Origin of the sequence: Streptomyces gilvus, from assembly GCF_022513565.1 — a bacterium.
Classification (GTDB): Bacteria; Actinomycetota; Actinomycetes; order Streptomycetales; family Streptomycetaceae; genus Streptomyces; species Streptomyces gilvus.
On the sequence record NZ_JAKWBE010000014.1, the window covers coordinates 200,741 to 225,624 of the forward strand.

The following is a 24,884-nucleotide window of genomic DNA, read 5'->3' on the forward strand; positions in this document are numbered from 1 at the left end:
AGCGCGAAGCACGCGATCGTGGTGACGACGAAGGCCAGATCGGCCATCGTGAGCTCCTGGAATGAGGTTCGGGTGGGACGGACGCTTAGAGGAAATCGCGTCCTCGGGCCCCTTCGGCCACCGTTGACGGCTCCCATACGGCGCACGGCACGCCCTTGACGGATCTCATACGGCGGGACGACCACCGCAGGTCGCGAACGGGCGGGCGGGCAAACAGGTCGTCCCGACGGCTCCCGCGGTCCGTTCGCGACGGCAGACCACCGTGTCCGCTCAGAACAGCCGGTCAGAACAGCCGGAACCGCAGCCGGCAGATCACCGCGTCGGTCTCCCTGCGCACGGCGTGGGCGACGACGGCACCCCGCTGGTTCTGCAGCAGCCGCTGCCACAGCCGCTCCGGTTCGGCTTCGGGGATGAGCACGGTGACGCGGGCGGCGGGCTCCGCCGCGGCCACCGCTCGGACGTACGCGGCGATGGGGCGGCCCAGTGTGCGGCGCTCGGAGCTCAGCCGGACCAGCGGCACTCCGGGATCCCACTGCGCCCACGCCCGCTCCAGGGCGTGCAGTTGGGCCCGGTCCTCGGGATCGGGGTGGCAGACGGTGACCGCGCGGACCTCGTCGCCGAGGGAGGTGGCGGCCGTCAGCGCCTCCGAGGTGAGGCGGGAGATCGACGACACCGGGACGATCACGACCGAGCGGTCGCGGTGCGGGTGCTCGGGGACGAGGCCGAGGCCCAGCCGCTCGCCGATGCGCGCGTAGGCGCGGTGCACGGTCTCGAAGGCCGCGACCAGCAGCGGCAGGGCGATCACGATGAACCAGGCGCCGTCCTCGAACTTCGACGCGGTGACCACGACCGCCGAGACACCGGTGAGGACCGCGCCGGAGCCGTTCAAGAGGGCCTTGCCGCGCCAACCGGGACCGCGTTCGATCCGCCAGTGCCGGACCATGCCGACCTGTGCGACCGTGAAGCCGACGAAGACGCCGATCGCGAAGAGCGGCACCAGCGTGTTGGTGTCGCCGCCGGAGAAGACCAGCAGCGCGGCGGAGACGCCGGCCAGGGCCAGCACGCCGTGGCGGTGCACCTGGCGGTCGGCCTTGAGGGCGAAGACATGGGGCGCGTAGTTGTCCCGGGCCAGCAGCTTCAGCAGCACCGGCAGACCGCCGAACGACGTGTTCGCGGAGAGCGCCAGCAGGGTCATCGTCGCGAACTGGATGACGTAGAAGGCCCAGTTGTGGCCCACCGAGGCGTCCACGAGCTGGGCGAGGACGGTGACGCCCCGCACCGGCTGGAGATGGAAGCGGGAGATCAGCACCGACAGGCCGATCAGCATGATCCCGAGCACGGCGCCGAGGGCGACCTCCGCGCGCTGGGCGCGTCTGACGCGCGGTCGGCGGAAGGAGGGGACGGTGTTGGCGATGGCCTCGACGCCGGTGAGCGCCGAACAACCCGAGGCGAAAGCTTTCAGCAGGAGAAGAGCGCCGACGGTTGTGACGTCGCCGGTCACCACCGGCGGGTGGTCAACCCTGTTCACAGGCGCATCGCGGAAGAGCCCGATCACCACCACGGCGAGGATCGAACCGACGAACACGACCGTCGGCACCATGAACACGCGCGCCGACTCGACGATCCCGCGCAGGTTCACAGCTGTGAGCACGGTCAACACGGCCAGGCACAGCCACAGCCGTTCACCGTAGAGCACGGGAAACGCCGAGGTGAGCGCCGCGACACCGGCCGTCACGGCCACGGCCACGTTCAGCACGTAGTCGAGGATCAGCGAGCCCGCCGCCACCAGGCTCGTCCGCGCGCCCAGATGGGTCCTGGCCACCGCGTACGACCCACCGCCGTCCGGAAAGGCCGCGATCACCTGCCGGTACGAGGCGACCAGCACCGCCAGCAGAGCCGCGATCGCGAGCGTCACCGGCACGGTGAAGCCCAGCCCGTGGGCGCCCGCCGCGGCCAGCACCAGCACGATCGCCTCGGGCCCGTAGGCCACGGACGCCATCGCGTCCAGGGACAGGGCGGCGAGGCCGGTGACCGCGGTCAGGCGGTGGCGCTCGCCGGTATCGGGAGGCTCCTCACCGGCGGGGACGGCGCCGGGTTCGGTGGTCAGAACGGACATGGGTCGGTGCTCCTTCGGACAGGGCGAACAGCCGTACGCGGGCTCCGCGTCCGGTGCACCCAGGGTGTGTCCCGCTCCGCGGCCCGCGGAGCGTCCCTTGCGCCTTCTTCGCACCGAACATGCCGCTCTTGACGCCGTCTTGACGCCCGTGTGAGCCACCCGACGCAGGGCTGTGCGCCGCGGTGGCGTCAAGAACCGGCGCCAGGTCGTCAGGGTCCCGTCAAGGCGCTCCCCTCCGGGCCGGCCGGTCCCTACGGTCAGCCGTATGGGACACGGCACTTCCCCGCACGGCCCCGGTCACGCGGTGTACGACCGCCGCTGGCGCGGCGACCTGCTCGGTTCGGTCCGCTGCTCGGCCGCGCTGCTCGGCACCCTGTTCCTGATCGACTGGGGCAGGGGCACCCTGTCCGCGGGGCGCGCCGTGCTGTGGACGGCGCTCGCCGTCCTGCTGTTCGTCGTGCTGTGCCCGGTCCGGGTCTCGGCAGACGAGGGCCGGCTGACCTCCCGCCGGCTGCTGCGCACCCGGCGGCTGCGCACCGACCTGCTGACGTCGATGCGGATCCAGGACGGGATCACCCAACGCCTGGTGCTGCGGGACGCCTTCGGCGGGCGCGTCGAACTCGATCCCCAGGTCCTCGTCGACAACCCCGACCTCTGGCACCGCCTGCACACGGACGCCCGCCGCTCCCTGACCCAGGGCACCCTGCTGTGCGGCGCCACGGCACTCGGGGCGGTCTCGGAGCGGGTGGAACGCGAAACAGCGCGAATGGTGTTCCGGGTGTCCGGCCTCGAATCACGGCCCGAGGTCTCCTCGGAAGGGGAGATTCGCCACTGAGACACCCGGCCGGTTCGTTCCCGCGAACCGAAGAAGCGCGGCCGCCGCCCGGCCCGGGGCCACCTTCACAGACCGCAGAGACACAGCCGTAGGCCCGGTCCAGGGCCCACTCACGCGGGGGGAGCCACAGCCGCACGCCCTGCCGGGCCCCTCAACCCCCCGTCCCAGCCCACCCAGACGCGCCGAAGAGGAAGAGCCACCTCTGGTCGACCGGCGCTGCCTCCCGCACGCCAAGGGCCGCCCAGCGCCCGCCCCCGTCGGAGTCCACTCCCGCCCGCCAGAAGCCGCCGCCGCTCAGTCAGGGCCGACTCCCGCGCCGAAGAACCGCCGCTCCGTCCCCAGCCCGGGTCCGCCCCCGCGCCGAGGAAGCACGCCTCAGCCCAGCCCGGAGTCACCCTCACCCCCATCCGGACGCAACCGCACGCCCGTCATCAGGACGTCCAGACCCCGCCGCGTCGTCGCCAGGACCACCCGGTCGCCCGCGGCCAGCACCCGCCCCTGTGCCGGACGCCAGTCGAAGTCCGTACGGTCGGGGTGAAGTGTGTCGGAGCCCTCCACGGCCGCCGATCCGGGCAGCGGACCTCGCGCGGCCCCCACGGCCAGCACCCGCCACTCGTTCTCCCGGAACGCCTCGTGCACCGACCGGCCCTCCAGCTCGGGGTGCCCCGCCACGTCCACGCAGGTGAACAGCAGCGACCCCCGCTCCACCGGCATCACCCCCAGCACATGGCGGCCCATCATCGCCGCGGCGAAAGAGGGCGCAGCCAGCGCCGAAACGCTTCTGCTGCGGGTGAGGGCGTCCGGGTAGGAGGCGCGCAGGGTGCGCTGCACGGTCGCCGCGAACGCGTCGTCGTACAGCCGCGTCACCACCCGCACCGCGGGGTTGGTCTCCCGGACGGCCATGACGATGTCGAGGTTCTGGCCGTCGTCGCGGGTGAGGACGAGCAGCGAGCCGCTCTGCCGGACACGGGCCCGTTCGAGCACGGCCGGCTCCGTGGCGTCCTCCAGCAGCAGCGGGATGCCGAGCCGGCGGGCGAGGGCGACGCCCCGGGCGCGCGGGTCGCGTTCGATGGCGACGACCTGGTGCCCGGTGGCGTGCAGCCGGTCGAGGACGCGGGTGCCGACCATGCCCAGGCCGACCAGGACGATGTGGCCGTCCACGTCGTCGTCGGGCGGATGGCTCGCGGAGGCGGTACGGAAGGCGTCGGTCGCGTTCACCGTCGCGGCGACGACGAGCGGAAGGACGGCCAACCCGACGAAACCGGCGAGCAGTTGGAGCACCCGACGGGCCACCGACTCCTCGGTGGCCGGGTCGCCCATGGTGAAGATGTCCAGCAACGGCAGGTAGACGTTCTTCCACCACGGGCGCTCGTCGGCGAAGAGCGCGGTCGCCGTCGACAGCCCGGCCACCACCGCCGCCAACGCCCCGTACACAGCCACGAGTTGGTGGGAGAGGAAGACCTTCCACGGCAGATGGGCGAGGCGCGCCCGCACCCAGCTGCGCGGGCGGAAGCGCCGGGTCCGCGCGGTCTGTTCGGCCGCGAGGTGGCTGACCTCCTCCAGCATCAGCCGGCCGTGCGTGAACTGCCGGTGGTACGCGGTCCGGTCGTCGGGCAGCAACCGTATGCCGTCCTCCCCCGTGGTCTCCGCGCTGTCCTGGCTCGCGGGATCGTCCTGGTGGGCGCCGGACAGGACGGCGAGCGTGGCCAGGTCGGTGGTGTGCGGCGGCGTACCGGCGCGGCGTACGACCCCGCGGAAGACCTTCCCCTCGACCTGGAGGGTGTGCCCGTGGCCCACCGCGGCGGCCGCCACCAGTTCCGGTACGGCGGTGTCGGCGTCGGACAGCACCGTGGTGGAGGTGTCCTCGCCGAGGTCGTCGCACAGCCCCGCCGCCCGGTCCAGCAGGCGCTCCAGATGCCGGCCGCGCTCACGGTCGAACATCCGCACCACCAGCCGCACCGAGGGGTTCACGGTCCTGGCCAGCAGGGCGCCCGTCATGTTGACCTGGTCGTCGCGGTAGGTGAGGGCGAGCGCGGCGGCCCGCTCGACGCCCGCCGCGCGCAGCGTCCGCTCGTCGGGGCGGGCGGAGAGGTGCAGTTCGACCGGCGAGTCCGGGTCCTGGTGCAGCGCGGCGATCCGCGCGCCGTGCTCGTCGCTCGTGGAGGGCAGCACGACGGTGACCATCTCGCCGCACACGGCGTCCAGTTCGACGGCGAGCCGGTGTGCGAGTCCGTCGTCGCCGCAGATCACCATGTGCTGCGATCTCTGACCGGCTGGGGTGCGGGCGGGGAGAGTTGTCGTCACATGAGGCTGAACGGCGGGGATCACGAGGACTGTTCCAGCCGTGTACCTGACAGCATCCAAGATTGCGTCAAGATCACGCCAAGGCGAGCGAGTGGCGCCCCTGCCGGGCCCGCGGCACCCCCGCCCGGCCCCTGACGCGTTCTTGGCGCCGCTGACGAGCACATTGACCCTGTCTTGACGGGACGCCGCCGGGATAGGGTGAAACCGGTGTGCCGGGAAGTCTGGTCGGCAGGGAGCCGCGGTGGCCCCCTTCTGAGCCCCAGGGGGACGGCATGCGCGGCGTCGGCACGGTTCTCTCACTGGTCGTCCTGGCCACGGTCGTGGCGACCTTCGCCCGCCGCTGGCGCATCCCCGCCCCCTCCCTGCTCGTCGTCGCCGGCCTCGCCGTCGCCCTGCTGCCCGGAACCCCGCGGATCGAGATCAGCCCCGACGTCATCGGCCTGGTCGTCCTGCCGCCCCTGCTGTACGCCAGCGCTGAGGAACTGTCCTGGCGCGAGCTGCGCGCGGTGTGGAAGCCGGTCGGGATCCTCTCCATCGGCCTGGTGCTGGCGTCCGCGGCGGCTGTCGGAGCGGTCGCCTCGCTGCTCACGCCGCTGCCGTGGCAGATGGCGTTCGTCCTCGGCGCGGTCCTGGCCAGCACCGATCCCGTCGCGGTCACCGCGCTCGGCCGCCGGCTCGCCCTGCCGCCCCGGGTGCAGGTCCTGGTGCAGGCGGAGAGCCTGTTCAACGACGCCACCTCACTCGTCCTGTTCCGGGTCGCGGCGAGCGTGGCGGTGGCCTCCGCCGCGGCGAACTGGAGCGGTGCGGGCGGTGAGTTCGTCGTCCTCGCGGGCGGCGGCACGCTGATCGGGGCGGCCGTGGCCTCCGTGGTCACACTGATCCGCCGGCGCACCGAGGACCCGGTCCTGGAGACGGTGATCGCCCTGGTCACCCCGTACGCCGCCTACGTCCTCGCCGAGGCCGCGCACACCTCAGGCGTCACCTCGGTCGTGGTCGCCGGTGTCGTCCTGGGCGGACGCGGCGAGAGACTCACCAACGCCCGCATCCGGCTCCAGCTGCACGCGGTCTACGGCACCGTGGTCTTCCTGCTGGAGAGCGTGGTGTTCTCCCTCATCGGCCTCGCCCTGCCGGCCCAGGTCCAGGCGCTGTCCGACCGTGACCGCTCCTGGCCGCTGTACGCCCTCGCGGTCGCCGGCACCCTGATCGCCGTACGCCTGCTGTGGCTGGCGCCGCTGTCGGCGGTGGTGCAGCGCAAGGGCGGCATGCGGCGGACGAACTGGCGGGTGCCCATGGTGCTGACCTGGGCGGGAACCCGGGGCGTCGTACCGCTGGCGGCCGCCCTGTCCATCCCGGAGACCACCAGGAGCGGCGCGGCCCTCGCCGACCGTCCGCTGGTCCTCGTACTGACCACCTCGGTCGTGGTCGTCACCCTCGTCGTCCAGGGCTTCACCCTGGCCCCGGTCGTGCGCCGCTCCGGCATAGCCCTGGAGCCCGACCACACCGAGCGCGAGGAGGCCGCCGCCCGCTGCCGGCTGGCCGACGCGGGGATACGGCGCCTGGACGAGCTGTCGGCCCTCGAGGCGGCGCCCGACGTCGTCCTCGACCGTCTGCGCCGCGGCCTCACCGCCCGTCTCGACGACGCCCGCGACCGCCTGGCCGACCACGCGGGGACCGTGCCCGCCGAGTCCGCCGACCTGATCTACCGCCAGCTGCGCCGCGACCTGATCACCGTCGAAGCCCTGGAACTCCAGCGCCTCTACGACGAACACGCCATCAGCGACACCACCCGCCGACGCCTCCAGCGCTCCCTGGACCTGGAGGAGGCACGCCTCACGGACATCTGAGCGCCCCCGCCATGACAGAGGGTGTCCACAGGGCGGGACGCGGCCTCGCCCCCCATACGGCCCAGAACTCGGTGAACCCGTACAAGTGGGTCCGACACAGGTCCGTCAACGCCCCTGCCAGCGAGTCTTAACGCAAGATTGACGCTCTTGACCGTCTCATTCGTGGGCCCACACGTAACTCTCCGCTTACGCTGGTGCCGCCGTCCGCGTGATGGCCAGAACCGCACGACGGCCCGCACATCAGGAGCACCCGATGGCCACGACCGAACACCCTCCCAGTCGTATGCGCGCCTGGATGCTGGAGGGGCTGTCCGACATGGGCAAGGGGATCCAGCAGGCCCCGCACGCCCTGCCGGAGCCCCCGCACAAGGGCCAGCGCTGGTACCGGGTCATGTGTCTGACCGGTGTGGACTACTTCTCGACCCTCGGCTACCAGCCCGGCATCGCTGCCCTGGCGGCCGGTCTGCTCTCACCGGTCGCGACCATCGTGCTCGTGATCGTGACCCTGGCCGGCGCCCTGCCGGTCTACCGCCGGGTCGCCGAGGAGAGCCCGCACGGCGAGGGCTCGATCGCCATGCTGGAGCGGCTGCTGTCGTTCTGGCAGGGCAAGCTGTTCGTCCTCGCCCTGCTCGGCTTCGCCGCCACCGACTTCCTCATCACCATCACCCTCTCGGCCGCGGACGCCTCGACCCACCTCGTCGAGAACCCGCACCTGACCAGCACCCTGCACGGCCAGCAGATGGTGATCACCCTGATCCTGGTCGCCCTGCTCGGCGCGGTCTTCCTCAAGGGCTTCCTGGAGGCGATCGGCGTCGCGGTGGCCCTGGTGGTCGCCTACCTCGGGCTCAACGCCGTGGTCGTGGCCGTCGGCTTCTGGCACGTCCTCACCGAGGGCCATGTGGTCACCGACTGGACCAGCGCCCTCACCGCGGAGCACGGGAACGTCTTCGCCATGATCGGCGTCTCCCTGCTGGTCTTCCCGAAGCTGGCGCTCGGCCTGTCCGGCTTCGAGACCGGCGTCGCGGTCATGCCGCACGTGCAGGGCGACCCCGGTGACACCGAGGAGAACCCCAAGGGCCGTATCCGGGACACCAAGAAGCTCCTGACGACCGCCGCCCTGATCATGAGCGTCTTCCTGATCGCCACCAGCTTCATCACCACGGTGCTGATCCCGGAGAAGGAGTTCAAGAACGGCGGCCAGGCCAACGGCCGCGCCCTGGCCTACCTCGCGCACCAGTACCTGGGCGGCGCCTTCGGCACGGTCTACGACGTCTCGACCATCGCCATCCTGTGGTTCGCCGGCGCCTCCGCGATGGCCGGCCTGCTCAACCTGATGCCGCGCTACCTGCCCCGCTACGGCATGGCCCCGCACTGGGCCCGCGCCGTACGGCCCATGGTCATCGTCTTCACCCTGATCGCCTTCCTGGTCACCTGGATCTTCGACGCGAACGTCGACGCCCAGGGCGGCGCCTACGCCACCGGCGTCCTGGTTCTCATGTCCTCGGCCGCGATCGCGGTGACCATCGCCGCCCGACGCGCGGGCCAGCGCGGCTGGACCATCGGCTTCGGCATCGTCTCGGCGGTCCTGCTCTACGTCACCGGCGCGAACGTCGTCGAACGCCCGGACGGCGTCAAGATCGGCGCCTGCTTCATCGCGGGCATCATCCTCGTCTCCCTGCTGTCCCGGCTGGCCCGCGCCTTCGAGCTGCGCGTCACGCACGTCGAGCTCGACGACATGGCGGAACGATTCATCCGGGACATGTCCAGCCGGAAGATACGGCTCATCGCCAACGAGCCCGGCCGACGTGACAAGGCCGAGTACCGCGACAAGATCGAGCAGATCCGCGCCGACAACGACATCCCCGGCGAGGACTTCGTCTTCGTGGAGGTCACGGTCACCGACCCGTCCGAGTTCGAGGCGGGCCTGACGGTCCACGGCGAGGTCCTGCACAACCGCTACCGCGTCCTGACCCTGGAGTCCTCCTCCATCCCCAACGCCCTGGCCGCCCTCGCCCTCCACGTCCGCGACAGCACGAACTGCATCCCGCACATCTACTTCGAGTGGACCGAGGGCACCCCCTTCGCCAACTTCCTGCGCTTCTTCCTCTTCGGCCAGGGCGAGGTCGCCCCGGTCACCCGGGAGGTCCTCCGGGAGGCGGAACCGGACCGCGTACGGCGACCCCGGGTGCACACTGGTTGAGCGCGCCCGCCCTCTCCGCGTAAGGAAACCGTCAAGAAGGCGGCGTACCGCGTCAGGGCCCCGTCAGCGGCGGCGCCAAGCCGTCGAGGGCGCCCTACCGTCGGCACATGCCCAGCAGCAGACGTCCGAGCCCGGTCGGGGACCGCCACTGGCGCGGCAGTGCCCGGCTCGCCGCGGGCTGCGCCGCCGCGTTCTGCGCGATGACCATGCTGGTCGACTGGGACGCGGAGACCCTGACCGCACCGCGCGCCCTGCTCTGGCTCGTCCTGTCCGCGGCCGTCTTCACGGTCCTGCTCCCGCCCCGCGTGACCGCGGGCCCCGGCTGGCTGGCCGCCCGCGGCCCACTGCGCAGGCGCCTGGTGCGCACGGACGCCCTGATCGCCGTACGGCAGTACAGCGGCGCCTCCTCCCATCTGGTCCTGCGCGACGCCCACGGCGGCCGGCTCGAACTCGACCCCCGTGTCCTGATGGCCGACCCCCTGCTGTGGCACGAACTCGACACGGGCGTGCGCCGCTCCATCGAGCGCGGCACCCTGCGTCAGGGCACGGAGGTGCTGCTTCGCCTCGGTCACCGGATCGACGACGAGACCGCGCAGGCCGTCCTCAGGGAGTCGGGCCTCTCCTGACGCCGGCGCCGCGCCCTCGACCGCCCGGCGACCAGCGCCAACCTCTTCAGCAGCGGTCCATTCCACCGGCCCCCGGCCACGCCCCTATCGTTACGGCATGCAGAGCTACACGATCGGCCAGGCGGCGCGGCTGCTCGGCGTCAGCCCGGACACCGCGCGGCGCTGGGCGGACGCCGGCCGCGTGGTGACCCACCGCGACGAGGGCGGACGGCGACTCATCGACGGCCGGGACCTGGCCGCCTTCTCTGTCGAGCTCGCCAAGGCGGGCACCGGCGAGGAGGAGACCTCGTACACCTCGGTCCGCAACGCCTTCCCCGGCATCGTCACCGCGATCAAACTCGGCGACGTGGCCGCCCAGGTCGAGATCCAGGCCGGCCCGCACCGTCTGGTCTCCCTGCTGACCCGGGAGGCCGTGGAGGAACTGGGCCTGGAGGTCGGCATGGAGGCCACGGCCCGCGTGAAGTCGACGAACGTCCACATCGACCGCGTCTGACCTCCCGGCCGGAACGGCCCGCGGCGGCTACGGTGACCCGTGGGCACAAACGCCCACAGGACCCACAAATCCCCCATCTCCCGCGAGGCCTTCCCATGAGTCTGAGCATCCGCAACCAGATCCCCGGCACGGTCACCGCAGTCACCCCGGGCGAGGTCATGGCCACCGTCAAGGTCCGCCTCACCGGCGGCCAGGAGATCACCGCGGCGATCACCCTGGAGTCCGTCGAGGAACTCGGCCTCACCGCGGGGACCGCCGTACGCGCCCTGGTGAAGTCGACGGAGGTGTCCCTCGCCACCGCGCCGGTCCAGGGAGTGTCCATCCGCAACCAACTGCCCGGCACGGTCACCGACATCGCCACCGGCGGCGCCATGGCCTCCGTGAAGGTCGCGGTCGAGGGCGGCGAACTCACCTCCGCGATCACCAGGGACGCGGCGACCGACCTGGGTCTGACGACCGGTGCGTCCGTGGTCGCCCTGATCAAGTCGACCGAGGTGTCGCTGGCCACGGCCTGACATGCAAAGGGCCCCGCCGAAGCGGGGCCCCTCATCCACGACTGGCTCAGTCCTCGTAGGCGTCCAGCGGCGGGCACGAGCACACCAGGTTGCGGTCGCCGAAGGCCTGGTCGATCCGCCGCACCGGCGGCCAGTACTTGGCGGCGGCCGAGACACCGGCCGGGAAGACGGCCTCCTCGCGCGTGTACGCGTGCTCCCACTCGCCGCCCAGCGCGGCGGCGGTGTGCGGCGCGTTGCGCAGCGGGTTGTCATCCGCCGGCCACTCCCCCGCGCCGACCTTCTCGATCTCCGCACGGATGGCGATCATCGCGTCGCAGAACCGGTCCAGCTCGGTCAGGTCCTCGGACTCGGTCGGCTCGATCATCAGCGTGCCGGCCACCGGGAAGGACATGGTCGGCGCGTGGAAGCCGTAGTCGATGAGCCGCTTGGCGACGTCGTCGACGCTCACGCCGGTCGCCTTGGTCAGCGGCCGCAGGTCGATGATGCACTCGTGCGCGACCAGACCGCCGGGCCCGGTGTAGAGCACCGGGTAGTGCGGCTCGAGCCGCTTGGCGATGTAGTTGGCGGACAGCACGGCCACCTGAGTGGCCCGCTTGAGCCCCTCACCGCCCATGAGCCGGACGTACGCCCAGGAGATCGGCAGGATGCCCGCGGAACCCCAGGGCGCGGCCGAGATGGGCCCCACGCCGGTCTCCGGGCCGGCCTCCGGCTGCAGCGGGTGGTTGGGCAGGTACGGCGCCAGGTGCGAGCGCACACCCACCGGGCCGACGCCCGGACCGCCGCCGCCGTGCGGGATGCAGAAGGTCTTGTGCAGGTTCAGGTGCGAGACGTCCCCGCCGAAGTGGCCCGGCTTGGCCAGCCCGACCAGCGCGTTGAGGTTGGCGCCGTCGACGTAGACCTGCCCGCCGGCCTCGTGCACCTGTGCGCAGATGTCGGCGACGTGCTCCTCGAACACCCCGTGCGTCGACGGGTACGTGATCATCAGCACGGCCAGCTCGTCGCGGTACTGCTCGATCCTCGCCCTCAGATCCTCGACGTCGATCTCGCCGTCCTCGGCGGTCTTCACGACGACGACCTTCATCCCGGCCATCACGGCGCTGGCGGCGTTGGTACCGTGCGCGGAGGACGGGATCAGACACACGGTCCGCTGCTCGTCCCCGTTGGCCCGGTGGTATCCGCGGACGGCCAGCAGCCCGGCCAGCTCGCCCTGCGACCCGGCGTTCGGCTGCAGCGACACCTTGTCGTACCCGGTGACCTCGGCGAGACGTTCCTCCAGCTCATGGATGAGCGTGAGGTAGCCCTGCGCCTGCTCGGCGGGCGCGAAGGGGTGCAGCTGACCGAACTCGGGCCAGGTGACCGGCTCCATCTCGGTGGTCGCGTTGAGCTTCATGGTGCAGGAGCCCAGCGGGATCATGCCCCGGTCGAGCGCGTAGTCCCGGTCGGCCAGCCTGCGCAGGTAGCGCAGCATGGCGGTCTCGGAGCGGTGCTGGTGGAAGACCGGGTGGGTGAGGACGTCGTCCCGGCGCAGCAGGTCCTCGGGCAGGGCCGCCCCGGCGACCGCGTCCAGCGCCTCGACGTCGCCCTCGACCCCGAAGGCCGCCCACACGGCCGCCAGCTGGGCCCGCCCGGTCGTCTCGTCGCAGGCGATCGACACCTGGTCGGCGTCGACGAGGCGCAGGTTGACGCCGTTGTCCCGGGCGGCCGCGACGACCTCGCCGGCCCGTCCGGGGACCCGCACGGTGAGCGTGTCGAAGTACGCCCCGTGCACCACCTCGACGCCCCCGGCCTTCAGGCCCTCGACGAGGATGGTGGCGTAGCGGTGGGTGCGCCAGGCGATGCCCCGCAGGCCCTCGGGACCGTGGTACACGGCGTACATCCCGGCCATGACCGCGAGCAGCACCTGCGCGGTGCAGATGTTGCTGGTGGCCTTCTCCCGCCGGATGTGCTGCTCACGGGTCTGCAGGGCCAGCCGGTACGCCTGGTGCCCGTCCGCGTCCACGGACACCCCCACGAGCCGTCCGGGCAGGCTGCGCGCGAACTTCTCGTGCACGGCCATGTAGCCCGCGTGCGGCCCGCCGAAGCCCATCGGCACACCGAACCGCTGGGTCGTCCCGACCGCGATGTCGGCCCCGAGCTCGCCGGGCGACTTCAGCAGGGTGAGGGCGAGCAGATCGGCGGCGACGGTGACCAGGGCCCCCAGGTCGTGCGCCTGGTCGATCACCGCCTTGATGTCGCGTACGGCACCGGAGGCGCCGGGGTACTGGACCAGCACCCCGTTGATCTCACGGCCGGCGACCTCGGCCGGGATCCCGTCGCTCAGGTCGGCGACCACGACCTCCACGCCCGTCGGCTCGGCGCGGGTCTCGATCACGGCGATGGTCTGCGGCAGCACGTCCGCGTCGACCAGGAACAGGCCCCTCTTGTTCTTGCCCATGCGGCGGGACAGGGACATGGCCTCGGCCGCCGCCGTCCCCTCGTCGAGCAGCGAGGCGCCGGAGGTGGGCAGCCCGGTGAGGTCGGCGACCATGGTCTGGAAGTTGAGCAGGGCCTCCAGCCGCCCCTGGGAGATCTCCGGCTGGTAGGGGGTGTAGGCCGTGTACCAGGCGGGGTTCTCCATCACGTTCCGCAGGATCACGGGCGGCGTGAAGGTGCCGTAGTAGCCGAGCCCGATCATGGAGCCGAGCACCTGGTTGCGGTCGGCCAGCGAACGCAGCTCGGCCAACACCTCGGCCTCGGTCCGCGCTCCCGGCAGCTCCAGGGCATCGGCGTTCCTGATGACGTCCGGCACCGCGGCGGTGGTCAGCTCGTCCAGCGAGCCGTACCCGATGTGGGCGAGCATCTTCGCCCGGGCTTCCTGGTCGGGCCCGATGTGGCGCTGCTCGAAGGGGATCCCCTTCTCGAGCTCGGAGAGCGGAATGCGATGGGCGGTCATTTGCGGAGGCCTCCTGGTCTGACACGACCTTCGAGGGGCACCACGGCACGGGTACCCGAACGGCCTCCCCCTCTGTCATCTCGACCTGAGAGCTTCACCGGGTGGCCCGAAAGCTCCCGGTTTTCACCGTCGGTGAGAGCGGAAGCCGTGACACCCGCCCTGCTTTCCAGAGTGACCTCGTCCGTGCGGTACGTGAGCCTGAGAGATTCCGGGGAGGATTTGCTCCTTCGGCGCCTCCGGTGTCACCCGGAGGACTCTCCCGCACGGGGTCATCAGCCGTTGACAGAGTACCAGTGCGCTCTACAGCCCGGCTCGAGTGGCCGCGTCGCCCGATGTGCACTTTCGTAGTGCTTACGGATGAGTCGCGACCATGTGGAGGGCCCGTGCAGACCGACATCGATCCGCGCAACCTGATCGGCCGCAAGGCGTTCGACCGCAACGGCACGAAGATCGGCACCATCGACGAGGTCTATCTCGACGACGCCACCGGTGTGCCCGAGTGGGCGGCCATACGCACCGGTCTCTTCTCCCGCGACGCCTTCGTCCCCCTGGAGCCCAGCGAGCTGGTCGAAGGCACCCTCCACGTCCCCTACGACCGGGCCCTGATCAAGGACGCCCCCGACTTCGGCGTGGGCCGCCACCTCTCCCCCGAGCAGGAACTCCAGCTCTACCACCACTACGGCCTCCACCTGGCCTCACCCCCCTCGCTCCCGGACCGCGACTTCGGCCGACTCGCGGGCCAGGAGGACGCGGACGCCTGACGCCCGCCCCGCCGGCACCCGCAGCCGGCCTCGCTCACACGCCACCCCGCTCACACCGCGCCCCGCCGCCCCCTCGACCCGTACCGCTCACTTGTTGCCCTTGCTCACGCCACCTCCATCCACCGAGGCCTCGGGTCTCTCCGCCACCAACGGCAAGGGTTCGGCCCCCTCCAGCTCAGGGTCGTCGACCCGGAACGTCCGCACCCTCCCGGGCTCGGACCACGGCGTCTCGAACCGCACGGTCACCCGCCCCAGCCCGCTCCCCTGCACCCACCCGTGCCCGAACTCGGCATGCCGGACGTCGTGCCCCGCCGGCCATCGCCGCTCGACCACGGTCAGCTGCTCCTCGGCGGGCTCCTCCGCCCCCTCGTCCCCGGCATGCTCCATCCCCGTCGTCTCTCCGGTGGCCTGCGCGAACAGGTCCTCCTGGGTGTAGTCGGCCAGCCCGCTCACCCCCACCCCGAGCAGCCGCACACCCCCCGTCGTGTCCACGGCGTCCAGCAGCCGGGCCGCGGCCTCCCGCACCACCGCCGGATCGTCCGTGGGCCCGCGCAACGTCTCGGACCGGGTCAGCGTCGAGAAGTCGTAGCGCCGCACCTTCAGCACGATCGTCCGCCCCGACAGCCCCGCCGCCCGGAGTCTTCGCACGCACCGGTCCGCCAGTCGCTGCACCTCCAGCCCGACCCGGATCCGGTCGTGGATGTCCACGTCGTAGGTGTCCTCGACCGACACCGACTTCGCCTCCCGCTCGGCGACCACCGGCCGGTCGTCGTGCGCCAGCGCCATGGCGTACAGCGCGTGCCCGTGCGCCTTGCCGAGCAGCCGTACCAGCTCGTCCTCCCCGGCCTCCGCGATGTCGTCGACCGTGGTGATCCCGGCCCGCCGCAGATGGTCGCCCGTCGCCGGCCCCACCCCGGGCAGCGTCCGCACCGACATCGGCCCGAGCAGCGCCCGCTCGGTCCCCGGCTCGATCAGCACCAGTCCGTCGGGCTTGGCCTCCTCGGAGGCGATCTTGGCGACCATCTTGGACGCGGCGAGCCCGACGGACCCGGTGAGCCCCGTGCCGGCCCGTATGTCCGCGCGCAGCTTCTCCCCCACCAGCCTGGCCGACGCCTCGTCCCAGGCCGCCTCACCGGCCTCCAGGTCCACGAACGCCTCGTCCAGGCTCAACGGCTCCACCAGCGGCGACAACTCGTGCAGCAGCCCCATCACCTGCTCGCTGATCGCCCGGTAGAAGCCGAACCTCGGCACCAGGTACGCGGCGTTCGGCGCCAGCCGCCGCGCCTGGGCCATCGGCATCGCGGACCGCACCCCGAAGACCCGCGCCTCGTACGACGCCGTGGCCACCACACCGCGCGGCCCCAGCCCGCCCACGACCACGGCCTTCCCGCGCAGACTCGGCTTGGACGCCTGCTCCGCCGAGGCGTAGAAGGCATCCATGTCGAGATGCAGGATGGTGGGCGCGTTCCTCACATCTCCGATGCTGCCCTACGCCACTGACAATGCCCCCGTACGACGTCGGGCGGCCCGCGCCCGCGTCTCAGACCGCCCGGTTGCGCCGCCGCGCCAGCTCGTCCGCCGGATTCTGCCCGACGAGGGTCTCGCCGGTGTCGATCCGCTCGCCGTGCAGCTGGGACAGCGCGCTCTCGACGTCCCGCCAGACCACCCCGACGGCGATCCCGAAGATCCCCTGCCCGCCCTGCAGCAGGGCGTGGACCTCGTCCGGCGAGGTGCACTCGTAGACCGTGGCGCCGTCGCTCATCAGCGTCATGCGCTCCAGGTCCCGGAAGCCGCGCTCCCGCAGGTGCTGCACGGCCGTGCGGATGTTCTGCAGCGACACGCCGGTGTCCAGGAACCGCTTGACGATCTTCAGGACGACCACGTCCCGGAAGCTGTACAACCGCTGAGTCCCCGACCCGTACGCGGGCCGCACGCTCGGCTCCACGAGCCCGGTGCGCGCCCAGTAGTCGAGTTGCCGGTAGGTGATACCGGCGGCCGCGCAGGCCGTGGGACCGCGGTAGCCGATCTGCTCGGACGCCATGGACGTCGCCCCTCCGCTGCTGGGCACGGCCGTCGGTCGCTGGGGAGCGTGATCGGCCGCGCTGCCGTGAAGCGGATACGGGAGGCTTGCCCCCACCTCACGTCCGGGGGCACCCCCAGCCGTACCGTCGCCGCTGCTTCTCACGCCGACCTCCGTCCTTGACCTGCCTCCTCGAAGGTAGGCAGCCACCAGGGGTGCGTCAACGACCGCCACACTCGGCACGCCGAGTGATAATCACCCTAAGAGTGGTTTCCCGTATCCCACCGCGGGGAAAGGCTAGCCGAATGCGCTCGGAGCGGGCCGCAGGACGCTCTCACGCGCCGGTGGCAAATGCCGGCATTTATGTGGTCACCGGACACAACCGGCCCGTCACGGACCGCCGGGCCGGCCGCACCTCACTGGCTGCTGGTGCCGAAATCCTCCGGCGAGATCTGGTCGAGGAACTCGCGGAACTTCTCCACCTCGTCCTCCTGTTCGTCCGGAATCGCGATGCCGGCGTCGTCGAGCACTCCGTCGCTGCCGTAGATCGGCGTCCCGGTGCGCAGCGCGAGCGCTATGGCGTCGGACGGGCGGGCGCTCACCTCGACCCCGCTGGCGAAGACCAGCTCCGCGTAGAACACGCCCTCACGCAGATCCGTGATGCGTACTTCGGTGAGCTCCTGGCCGACGGCCTCCAGCACGTCCTTGAACAGGTCGTGGGTCAGCGGCCGGGCGGGAGCCATGCCCTGCTGGGCGAAGGCGATCGCCGTCGCCTCCCCCGGCCCGATCCAGATGGGGAGGTAACGGTCGCCTCCCACTTCCCGCAGGAGCACGATCGGTTGGTTGGAGGGCATTTCGACCCGGACACCTACGACATCGAGCTCGTTCACACAGCAACCCTAGGCCGTGCCCGGGACGTTTGGGTAGTCGGGCAGGGAACGGGGGGCCGATCCGGCCTTCGCGTCCGCGCCCGCTCAGGGCAGGCGCACGCCGAGCGCGGTCTGCACCAGCGCCGCGTGGAGCTTCACCGTGAGCGCCGCCAGCTCCTTCGTACGCGCCTCCGCGTGCGCCCTGGTCTGCGGATTGCGGTGCCGCTTCAGCGGGGCCACCACCTGGTCCACGAGGCCCGCCTCACGGTCTGCGGCGGCCTTCATGGCCCGCAGGTGCCGCGGCTCGATCCCGAACCGCCCGAGTTCGATGACGAGCGAGGCCACGGTGAGCGCCTCGGCGTCGTACGCGCCGTCCGGCAGCGGAGTGAGCAGCCCGTACGACTCCCACTCCTTCAGTTCCTGCTCGTCGATCCCCGCCGCGGCGAGCAGCTCCGCCCGTCCGATACGGGCCGCGGTGGGGCCCTCCAGGGGCTCCAGGACGGTCTCGCCGTCCCGCTGACGGTTCACCGCGGGCAGCGGCAGGGCCTCGCCGCGCTCCATGGCGTCCAGATGCTCGCGGATCACCTTGAGCGGCAGATAGTGGTCCCGCTGCATCCTCAGGACGTGACCGAGACGCTCGACGTCACCGGCCGTGAACTTGCGGTACCCCGAAGGGGTCCGCTGCGGCTCGACGAGCCCCTCCGACTCCAGGAAGCGGATCTTGGAGATGGTGACCTCGGGGAACTCGTCACGCAGCACGTTCAGCACCGTGCCGATGCTCATCAGCCCGCTGTCCGCGGCGGCGGCCCCGTGCCCGGAACCGCCGCTCGGTGATTGCAGCATGGACCTTCTCCGGGGAGGGTCAGTAGCCCCGCTGGCTCGCGTAGAACACCAGCCGGTACTTGCCGATCTGCACCTCGTCGCCGTTGTTCAGGGCGACCTGGTCGATCCGCTCGCGGTTGACGTACGTGCCGTTGAGGCTGCCGACGTCGGCCACCGTGAAGGAGCCGTCCCCGCCCCGGCGGAACTCCACATGGCGGCGCGAGACCGTCACGTCGTCCAGGAAGATGTCGCTCTGCGGGTGGCGGCCTGCCGTGGTCAGGTCGCTGTCCAGGAGGAAGCGGCTGCCCGAGTTGGGTCCGCGGCGCACGACGAGGAGCGCGGAGCCCATCGGCAGCGCGTCCACGGCCGCCTGGGCCTCGGGCGAGAGGGCGGGCAGCTGTGTCTGCCCGGTGACCTCGGCGTCGTAGGCCTCCAGGCCGGAGATGGAGATCGTGGACGTCGTCTCCGAGGGGCGCTCGGGGGTGGCCCCGGCCCGCAGCGGGGCGCCGCAGTTGGAGCAGAAGCGGCTGTTCTCCGCGTTGCGGTTACCGCACCTCGTACACACCAGGGCCGACATAGGGGAAAACCCTCCACCCGTAGTTGAGGTTGACGGTTGCCCGAAACCTATGCCGCCGGACTGCGCAGGGTCAACAGACGGCGCGCCCTGACCTCCGGAAATGTCACCGCCCGGACCACCGACCTGGTCCCGGAACAGCGGACGCTGGCCCTCCGCGTCGGGCTGTGCGCGATGGCGGGCGGTGGCATTGTCGCTGCCTTCTCGCGCGCTCTTGCCGAACAACTTCGCAAACAACTTCACGGGCGATTCCCCTTGACCGAAACAGACCCGCCCGTGGGGCAGGACGAACCCTGACTCATTACGCCGGCCGACCCGGACATCCTCACAACGTCCGTATCCACCAGACAGTTTCCACCACGCACCACCCGTTCGGTGCGCCGACCCCCCGCAACCTCATGCCCCTGCCCGACGCCCCCCATGCACCGCCGGTTCACTGGGAGGACGACCGAGCGTAGTCAGGCTGCTTCGCCGCTCGCAAGGCGTCCACGACGATCTTGTTCGACCGCTCGACAGTGACCGTGGCCTGCTCCTTCTCAAGAGTCTGCACCACGCCTCCAGGGATGTTGAGCGCCGGCTCGAGGTCCGCCGGCTTGCCGATGACCTTGAAACGATAGGGCGCGTTGATCTTGTTCCCGTCCACCGTCACGCTCTTGCCCGAATCGGTGAAGTAGGTGCTCGCCACCACGCGCACTCCGTTCACCTGGATCGCCTCCGCCCCCGCCGCGCGCAGCTCCTGGATCGTGTCGAGCAGACTGTCCGCCTCGACCGCTCCCTTCGCGTCCTCGATCGTCATGGTGATACCGGGTCCCTGAGCGGCCACCGTGCCCGCCAGAATGCCGAGTTGCCTCTCCTTCTCGATCGTCTGCTTGCGGGCCTCCTCGGCCTGGTCGGAGCTGTTCTCCAACTCCTGGCGCTGCTTCTCCAGCCCCTGCTTCTCGTCGTCAAGACGCTGCGTACGGTCGTCGAGTTCATCGAGGATGCGTACGAGGTCCTCCTGCCGCGCGCCGCGCAGGGCACTGTCGCTGGCGCTGTTGGAGGCCACCTGGATGGCCAGTCCGAAACCGAGCCCGAACAGCAGCACGGCGACGATCAGTTGGGCCCGCGTGACACGCGGCGGCCACAGACCGTTGACGAGCCGCTGGCGCCCGGTCAGCGCCGGCTCCTTCTCCTCGGGAGCCTCCTCGACGACCTCGGGCGTCGCCCCGTCGCCCTCGGGCGCCTCCGCGGGCACCTCTTCGGGCAGTTCCTTGCGCAGCCTGTTCTCGGGCTTGTCGTCCTTCTCGCTCATCGGCCTCACGCCCGGAACACGTGCCGGCGGATCGCCGCGGCGTTGGAGAAGATCCGGATGCCGAGGACCACGACGACGCCGGTGGACAGCTGGGCACCCACGCCCAACTTGTCGCCCAGGAACACGATCAGCGCGGCCACGACCACGTTGGACAGGAACGACACGACGAAGACCTTGTCGTCGAAGATCCCGTCGAGCATGGCCCGCAGACCACCGAAGACGGCGTCGAGCGCCGCGACGACGGCGATCGGCAGATAAGGCTCGACGACCGCCGGAACCTCAGGCCGGACCAACAGTCCGGCCACCACTCCCACGACGAGGCCCAGTACGGCGATCACGATGTGCCCTTCTCGGTTTTCTCGGTGCTCGGCTGTGCTGTACGTACGATCACACTCGGTGCTGCGGGCAGCCGGAGGTCGCTCTCCACGGAGATGCTGGTCCGGATGCCGTAGTTCTCCTGCAGCGCGTGCAGATACAGTCCGTCGACGCTGTCCTGGAACCGGGTGCTCAGCTGCTTGCCGTCCCCCACGGCGAGCACCGTGTACGGCGGAACAAGTGGCCTGTTGTCGACCAGTATGGCGTCACCCGCGGCCCTGATCGCCGACAGCGCCGTCAAGCGCTGCCCGTTGATGGAGACGGCCTCGGCGCCCGACTCCCACAGCCCGTTGACGACACGCTGCATGTCACGGTCCCGGACCCGGCCCGTGTCGGAGAAGTCCGAGGTCTCGCGCGGGTCGCCGTTGCCGCCGCTGGTGGCTTCCTTGGCGTCGTTCACGACCAGTTTCACGCCGGGACCGTGGACCGCGACGGCACCCGACAGGACGCCCACCAGCTCCGACCGGTCGCCCGCCCCGCTCTTCTTCAGCGCCTCGCGCTGCCGCGCGCTCACGTCGTCGCGCAGCTTGTCGACGGAGCCCTCCAGCTTGTCCGCGCTCGCCGTCTCACGGTCGATGCGGTCGATCAGCTCCTGGCGCTCCTTGGCCACGACGGGCGCCGCCACGCGCGCCTGTGCCGCGCCCACGGTGACGACGAGAGCCGCGAGGACCAGCCCGGCCGCCAGGCCGAGCTTCGCACTGAGTGTCCTGGGCAGCCCGCCGGCACCCTCCGCCTTCTTGCGGGCGGCCGCCTCGCCGTAACCGTCGTCGAGGCTGTGGTCCATGACGTTGGTGAGCAGGAACATGGACGCGTCCGGCCGCGAAGGGCGCGTGGGTGTGCTCCGAATGGGGGGCTGCTGCGGCATGCCGCACATCGTCGCACGTCGCGACCAGTACCTCCGAACGGCCCCACCGGCGTGCCGGACAGGCCCCCCTTGGGGACACTTGTCCGGCACGCGCGTGTGCTGCGGCTTTTCCTCAGCGCCCGGCGCTGTCCACGACCGCCGACCACTCGTCCAGCAGGGCCTGCGCGGAGGCGTCGTCCGGGCCCTCCGCCCACAGATGGGTGACCGCCTCGGCCGGGTCGGGCAGCACCATCACCCAGCGCCCGTCGGTCTCCACCACCCGCACGCCGTCGGTGGTGTCCACGAAGCGGTCTCCCGCCTCCTCCACCACTCGCCGCATCACAAGCCCCTTGACGGCCCACGGAGTCGCCAGATCACGCTTGAGGACGTGCGCACGCGGAATCCGCGCGTCGATCTGGCTGAGCGTGAGCTGCGTCCGCGCCACCAGCCCGATCAGCCGTACGAAGGCGGCCGTGCCGTCGAAGACGCTGCTGAACTCCGGGACGATGAACCCGCCCTTGCCGTCACCGCCGAAGATGGTCGTCTCGTCACGGCCGACCCGGGTGAGATCGTCGGGCGAGGTCGTCGTCCACTCCACCTGCGTCCCGTGGTACGCGGCGACCTGCTCGGCGATCCGCGTGGTCGTCACCGGCAGCGCCACACGGCCGCTGCGCCGCTCGGCGGCCACCAGGTCGAGCATCACGAGCAGGGCCCGGTCGTCCTCGACGATCCGCCCCTTCTCGTCGACGAGCGAGAGCCGCTCACCGACGGGGTCGAAGCGCACACCGAAGGCCGCCCGCGAGGACGCCACGATCTCACCGAGCCGCACCAGCCCCGAGCGCCGCACATCGGCCGACTCGGTGGGCCGCGACTCGTCCAGTCCGGGGTTGATGGTCAGCGAGTCCACGCCGAGCTTCCCGAGCAGACTGGGCAGGACCAGTCCCGCACTTCCGTTCGACGCGTCGACGACGACCTTCAGCCCGGACTCGGCGATCCCGGTGGTGTCGACATTGCGCAGCAACGAACCCGTGTACGAGTCGAAGACGCTCGCCGGGAAGTGCAGGTCGCCGATCTCACCGGGGAAGGCACGCCGGTACTCCTGACGCGCGAACACCCGGTCCAGCTTGCGCTGGCTGCCCTGCGAGAGGTCCGCGCCCTGCCCGTCGAAGAACATGATGTCCACGGAGTCCGGCACACCCGGCGTGGTCCGGATCATGATCCCGCCGGAACTGCCTCGCGCGGTCTGCTGCCTGGCCACGGGCAGCGGCACGTTCTCCAGGTCCCGCACCTCGATCGCGCTGGCCTGCAGAGCGGAGATCACCGCCCGCTTGAGGGCACGGGCGCCTCGGGAGTGGTCGCGGGCCGTGGTGACGGTGGAACCCTTCTTGAGGGTCGTCGCGTACGCGCCGGCCAGACGGACGGCGAGCTCGGGCGTGATCTCCACGTTCAGGATGCCGGAGACGCCCCGGGCGCCGAACAGATGCGCCTGACCGCGGGACTCCCAGATCACCGAGGTGTTGACGAAGGCGCCGGCCTCGATGGTCTTGAACGGATAGACTCGCACATTGCCCTGAACGATCGATTCTTCACCGATCAGGCACTCGTCACCGATGACCGCCCCGTCCTCGATCCGGGCGGCGCGCATGATGTCGGTGTTCTTTCCGACGACACAGCCACGCAGGTTGCTGTGCTGCCCCACATACACGTTGTCGTGCACGACGGCCTTGTGCAGGAAAGCGCCGCTCTTCACCACGACGTTCGAACCCACGACGGTGTGCTCACGGATTTCGGCGTTCGCCTCGACCTTGGCGTAGTCCCCGATGTAGAGAGGCCCGCGCAGCACGGCGTCCGGATGCACTTCGGCACCCTCCGCCACCCAGACGCCCGGCGAGATCTCGAAACCGTCGATCTCGACGTCGACCTTGCCCTCCAGGACATCGGCCTGCGCCTTCACATAGCTCTCGTGCGTGCCGACGTCCTCCCAGTAGCCCTCGGCCACATAGCCGTAGATCGGCTTGCCTTCCTTCATCAACTGCGGGAAGACGTCACCGGACCAGTCGACGGGCACATCGGCCTCGACATAGTCGAAGACCTCGGGCTCCATCACATAGATGCCCGTGTTCACGGTGTCGGAGAAGACCTGTCCCCAGGTCGGCTTCTCCAGGAAGCGCTCGACCTTGCCTTCCTCGTCGACGATGGTGATACCGAATTCCAAGGGATTCGGCACCCGCGTCAGACACACGGTGACGAGCGCACCCTTTTCCTTGTGGAAATTGATGAGCTCCGTGAGGTCGAAGTCGGTCAGCGCATCGCCGGAGATGACGAGGAATGCATCGTCCTTCAACGCCTCTTCGGCGTTCTTGACGCTTCCGGCGGTACCGAGTGGCTTCTCCTCGTTGGCATAGGAAAGCTCCATACCGAGCTCTTCGCCGTCACCGAAGTAGTTCTTGACCAAGGAGGCCAGGAACTGGACAGTTACGACGGTCTCGTTCAGCCCATGCCTTTTGAGCAGCCGCAGCACATGCTCCATGATCGGGCGGTTCGCCACGGGCAGGAGCGGCTTGGGCATGCTCGAGGTCATGGGGCGAAGGCGTGTGCCCTCGCCTCCGGCCATCACGACGGCCTTCATGTCGGAAGCGTCCTCCTCAAACAGACGACGGTCTAGCCGACTTCACCCGTCCAGATTCTCCCGCACTTTTCCACCGGGGGCCATCGAGCCACTGCGGTGGCGGGAATCGGTGAGTTCAATCGGCCATGGCGTCCGCACGGACCAGGCGGCGGACTTGTACCACGTAGAGCACTCCTGCCCACCAGTACAGGGTTGTACCCCATCCAGCGAACGCCCATCCGAAAATAGCAGCGAGTGACGGGATCCATCCACTTCCGTCACTGAGCAGCAGCAGCGGGAAGGCGTACATGAGGTTGAAGGTGGCGGCCTTGCCCAGGAAGTTCACCTGCGGCGGCGGATACCCATGTCGCCTGAGGATGCCCACCATCACCAGCAGGACCAACTCCCGCGCAAGAAGTACAGCGGTCAACCAGATCGGCAGAATCTCACGCCAGGTAAGACCCACCAGCGTCGAGAGAATGTAGAGCCGGTCGGCCGCGGGGTCGAGGAGCCGGCCGAGGCTGCTGATCTGGTTCCAGCGCCGCGCCAGCTTGCCGTCCAGGTAGTCGCTGATGCCGCTCAGGGCCAGCACCAACAGCGCCCACCCGTCACTCTTGGGTCCCCCGAACTCAGGCCGCAGAATCAGCCACAGGAAGATCGGCACGCCGACGAGACGCGCCATGCTGAGGATGTTGGGGATGGTGAGGACCCGGTCCGTCTGGACACGGGTCTCCTGGACCTCCACCCGGGGGCCTCCTGTGGGAAACGAACCGACGATGCCCCCTGACCTTACCTCAACGCAAAAAAGCTCTGACTCCTGGGCTTGTGTGCCCAAGAGCCAGAGCTCTAAAAGGA

At 70.5% G+C, this 24,884-nt stretch carries 20 protein-coding genes and 1 riboswitch; of the genes, 7 read left to right on the forward strand and 13 right to left on the reverse strand.

What is annotated here, in order from left to right; translation table 11 throughout:
* Nucleotides 1-283: 283 nt before the first annotated feature.
* Nucleotides 284-2,116, reverse strand: a complete 1,833-nt coding sequence (locus tag MKW14_RS22845; RefSeq protein ID WP_240864978.1) for an APC family permease — start codon at nucleotides 2,114-2,116, stop codon at nucleotides 284-286.
* A gap of 265 nt (nucleotides 2,117-2,381) precedes the next feature.
* On the opposite strand from MKW14_RS22845, the gene MKW14_RS22850 reads away from it, so the two are divergent.
* Nucleotides 2,382-2,951, forward strand: a complete 570-nt coding sequence (locus tag MKW14_RS22850) for a hypothetical protein (RefSeq protein ID WP_240864979.1) — start codon at nucleotides 2,382-2,384, stop codon at nucleotides 2,949-2,951.
* 375 nt (nucleotides 2,952-3,326) lie between these two features.
* On the opposite strand, the gene MKW14_RS22855 is transcribed toward MKW14_RS22850, so the two are convergent.
* A complete protein-coding gene (locus MKW14_RS22855) occupies nucleotides 3,327-5,204 on the reverse strand; it encodes an NAD-binding protein (protein WP_240864980.1) in 1,878 nt (625 codons plus the stop codon).
* Nucleotides 5,205-5,527: 323 nt separating this feature from the next.
* On the opposite strand from MKW14_RS22855, the gene MKW14_RS22860 reads away from it, so the two are divergent.
* The 5 genes from MKW14_RS22860 to MKW14_RS22880 all read left to right on the forward strand — a co-directional run bounded on the left by MKW14_RS22860 (nucleotide 5,528) and on the right by MKW14_RS22880 (nucleotide 10,933).
* The gene (locus tag MKW14_RS22860) at nucleotides 5,528-7,099 is read left to right on the forward strand and encodes a Na+/H+ antiporter (protein ID WP_240864981.1); all 1,572 of its coding nucleotides are present in this window, start codon (nucleotides 5,528-5,530) and stop codon (nucleotides 7,097-7,099) included.
* Between the two features lie 253 nt (nucleotides 7,100-7,352).
* Complete coding sequence (locus MKW14_RS22865) at nucleotides 7,353-9,299, forward strand: APC family permease (protein ID WP_240864982.1); 1,947 nt, start codon at nucleotides 7,353-7,355, stop codon at nucleotides 9,297-9,299.
* A gap of 107 nt (nucleotides 9,300-9,406) precedes the next feature.
* Nucleotides 9,407-9,925 carry a hypothetical protein gene (locus MKW14_RS22870; RefSeq protein WP_240864984.1) on the forward strand — a complete coding sequence of 173 codons (519 nt, stop codon included), beginning with the start codon at nucleotides 9,407-9,409 and terminating at the stop codon, nucleotides 9,923-9,925.
* A gap of 97 nt (nucleotides 9,926-10,022) precedes the next feature.
* Entirely contained in the window at nucleotides 10,023-10,418 is a 396-nt protein-coding gene (locus MKW14_RS22875) for a TOBE domain-containing protein (protein WP_133047636.1), read from the forward strand.
* A 95-nt stretch (nucleotides 10,419-10,513) separates the two neighbouring features.
* Nucleotides 10,514-10,933: a TOBE domain-containing protein gene (locus MKW14_RS22880; RefSeq protein ID WP_240864985.1), complete on the forward strand. Its 420-nt coding sequence runs from the start codon at nucleotides 10,514-10,516 to the stop codon at nucleotides 10,931-10,933.
* Nucleotides 10,934-10,979: 46 nt separating this feature from the next.
* Here MKW14_RS22880 and gcvP read toward each other — a convergent pair whose 3' ends face one another.
* The gene (gene gcvP, locus MKW14_RS22885) at nucleotides 10,980-13,865 is read right to left on the reverse strand and encodes an aminomethyl-transferring glycine dehydrogenase (RefSeq protein ID WP_240864986.1); all 2,886 of its coding nucleotides are present in this window, start codon (nucleotides 13,863-13,865) and stop codon (nucleotides 10,980-10,982) included.
* 176 nt (nucleotides 13,866-14,041) lie between these two features.
* Nucleotides 14,042-14,137: riboswitch (glycine riboswitch) on the reverse strand.
* 111 nt (nucleotides 14,138-14,248) lie between these two features.
* On the opposite strand from gcvP, the gene MKW14_RS22890 reads away from it, so the two are divergent.
* The gene (locus MKW14_RS22890; RefSeq protein WP_240864987.1) at nucleotides 14,249-14,626 is read left to right on the forward strand and encodes a PRC-barrel domain-containing protein; all 378 of its coding nucleotides are present in this window, start codon (nucleotides 14,249-14,251) and stop codon (nucleotides 14,624-14,626) included.
* 87 nt (nucleotides 14,627-14,713) lie between these two features.
* Here the strand turns inward: MKW14_RS22890 and MKW14_RS22895 are convergent, their stop codons facing one another.
* From MKW14_RS22895 to clsA, 10 genes are all read right to left on the reverse strand, one after another.
* Entirely contained in the window at nucleotides 14,714-16,099 is a 1,386-nt protein-coding gene (locus tag MKW14_RS22895; RefSeq protein WP_240864988.1) for a DNA polymerase IV, read from the reverse strand.
* Nucleotides 16,100-16,166: 67 nt separating this feature from the next.
* Nucleotides 16,167-16,811, reverse strand: coding sequence for a MerR family transcriptional regulator (locus tag MKW14_RS22900; protein ID WP_240864989.1), 645 nt, complete (start codon nucleotides 16,809-16,811; stop codon nucleotides 16,167-16,169).
* Between the two features lie 251 nt (nucleotides 16,812-17,062).
* Nucleotides 17,063-17,536 carry a bifunctional nuclease family protein gene (locus MKW14_RS22905; RefSeq protein ID WP_004002801.1) on the reverse strand — a complete coding sequence of 158 codons (474 nt, stop codon included), beginning with the start codon at nucleotides 17,534-17,536 and terminating at the stop codon, nucleotides 17,063-17,065.
* Between the two features lie 84 nt (nucleotides 17,537-17,620).
* Nucleotides 17,621-18,358, reverse strand: a complete 738-nt coding sequence (gene ftsR, locus MKW14_RS22910) for a transcriptional regulator FtsR (RefSeq protein ID WP_240864990.1) — start codon at nucleotides 18,356-18,358, stop codon at nucleotides 17,621-17,623.
* A 19-nt stretch (nucleotides 18,359-18,377) separates the two neighbouring features.
* On the reverse strand, nucleotides 18,378-19,262 hold the full coding sequence (locus MKW14_RS22915) for a zinc-ribbon and FHA domain-containing protein (RefSeq protein ID WP_240864997.1): 885 nt from the start codon (nucleotides 19,260-19,262) through the stop codon (nucleotides 18,378-18,380).
* Nucleotides 19,263-19,344: 82 nt separating this feature from the next.
* Nucleotides 19,345-20,202, reverse strand: coding sequence for a DUF881 domain-containing protein (locus MKW14_RS22920; RefSeq protein WP_240864992.1), 858 nt, complete (start codon nucleotides 20,200-20,202; stop codon nucleotides 19,345-19,347).
* A gap of 5 nt (nucleotides 20,203-20,207) precedes the next feature.
* Nucleotides 20,208-20,540, reverse strand: a complete 333-nt coding sequence (locus MKW14_RS22925; RefSeq protein ID WP_003988855.1) for a small basic family protein — start codon at nucleotides 20,538-20,540, stop codon at nucleotides 20,208-20,210.
* Complete coding sequence (locus MKW14_RS22930) at nucleotides 20,537-21,442, reverse strand: DUF881 domain-containing protein (protein ID WP_240864993.1); 906 nt, start codon at nucleotides 21,440-21,442, stop codon at nucleotides 20,537-20,539. The genes MKW14_RS22925 and MKW14_RS22930 overlap by 4 nt, the downstream gene beginning before the upstream one ends.
* Nucleotides 21,443-21,554: 112 nt before the next feature.
* Nucleotides 21,555-24,050 (reverse strand): sugar phosphate nucleotidyltransferase, encoded by a 2,496-nt coding sequence (locus tag MKW14_RS22935; RefSeq protein WP_240864994.1) that lies wholly within the window; start codon nucleotides 24,048-24,050, stop codon nucleotides 21,555-21,557.
* A gap of 115 nt (nucleotides 24,051-24,165) precedes the next feature.
* Nucleotides 24,166-24,774, reverse strand: a complete 609-nt coding sequence (gene clsA, locus MKW14_RS22940) for a cardiolipin synthase ClsA (protein ID WP_208784379.1) — start codon at nucleotides 24,772-24,774, stop codon at nucleotides 24,166-24,168.
* Nucleotides 24,775-24,884: the final 110 nt, after the last annotated feature.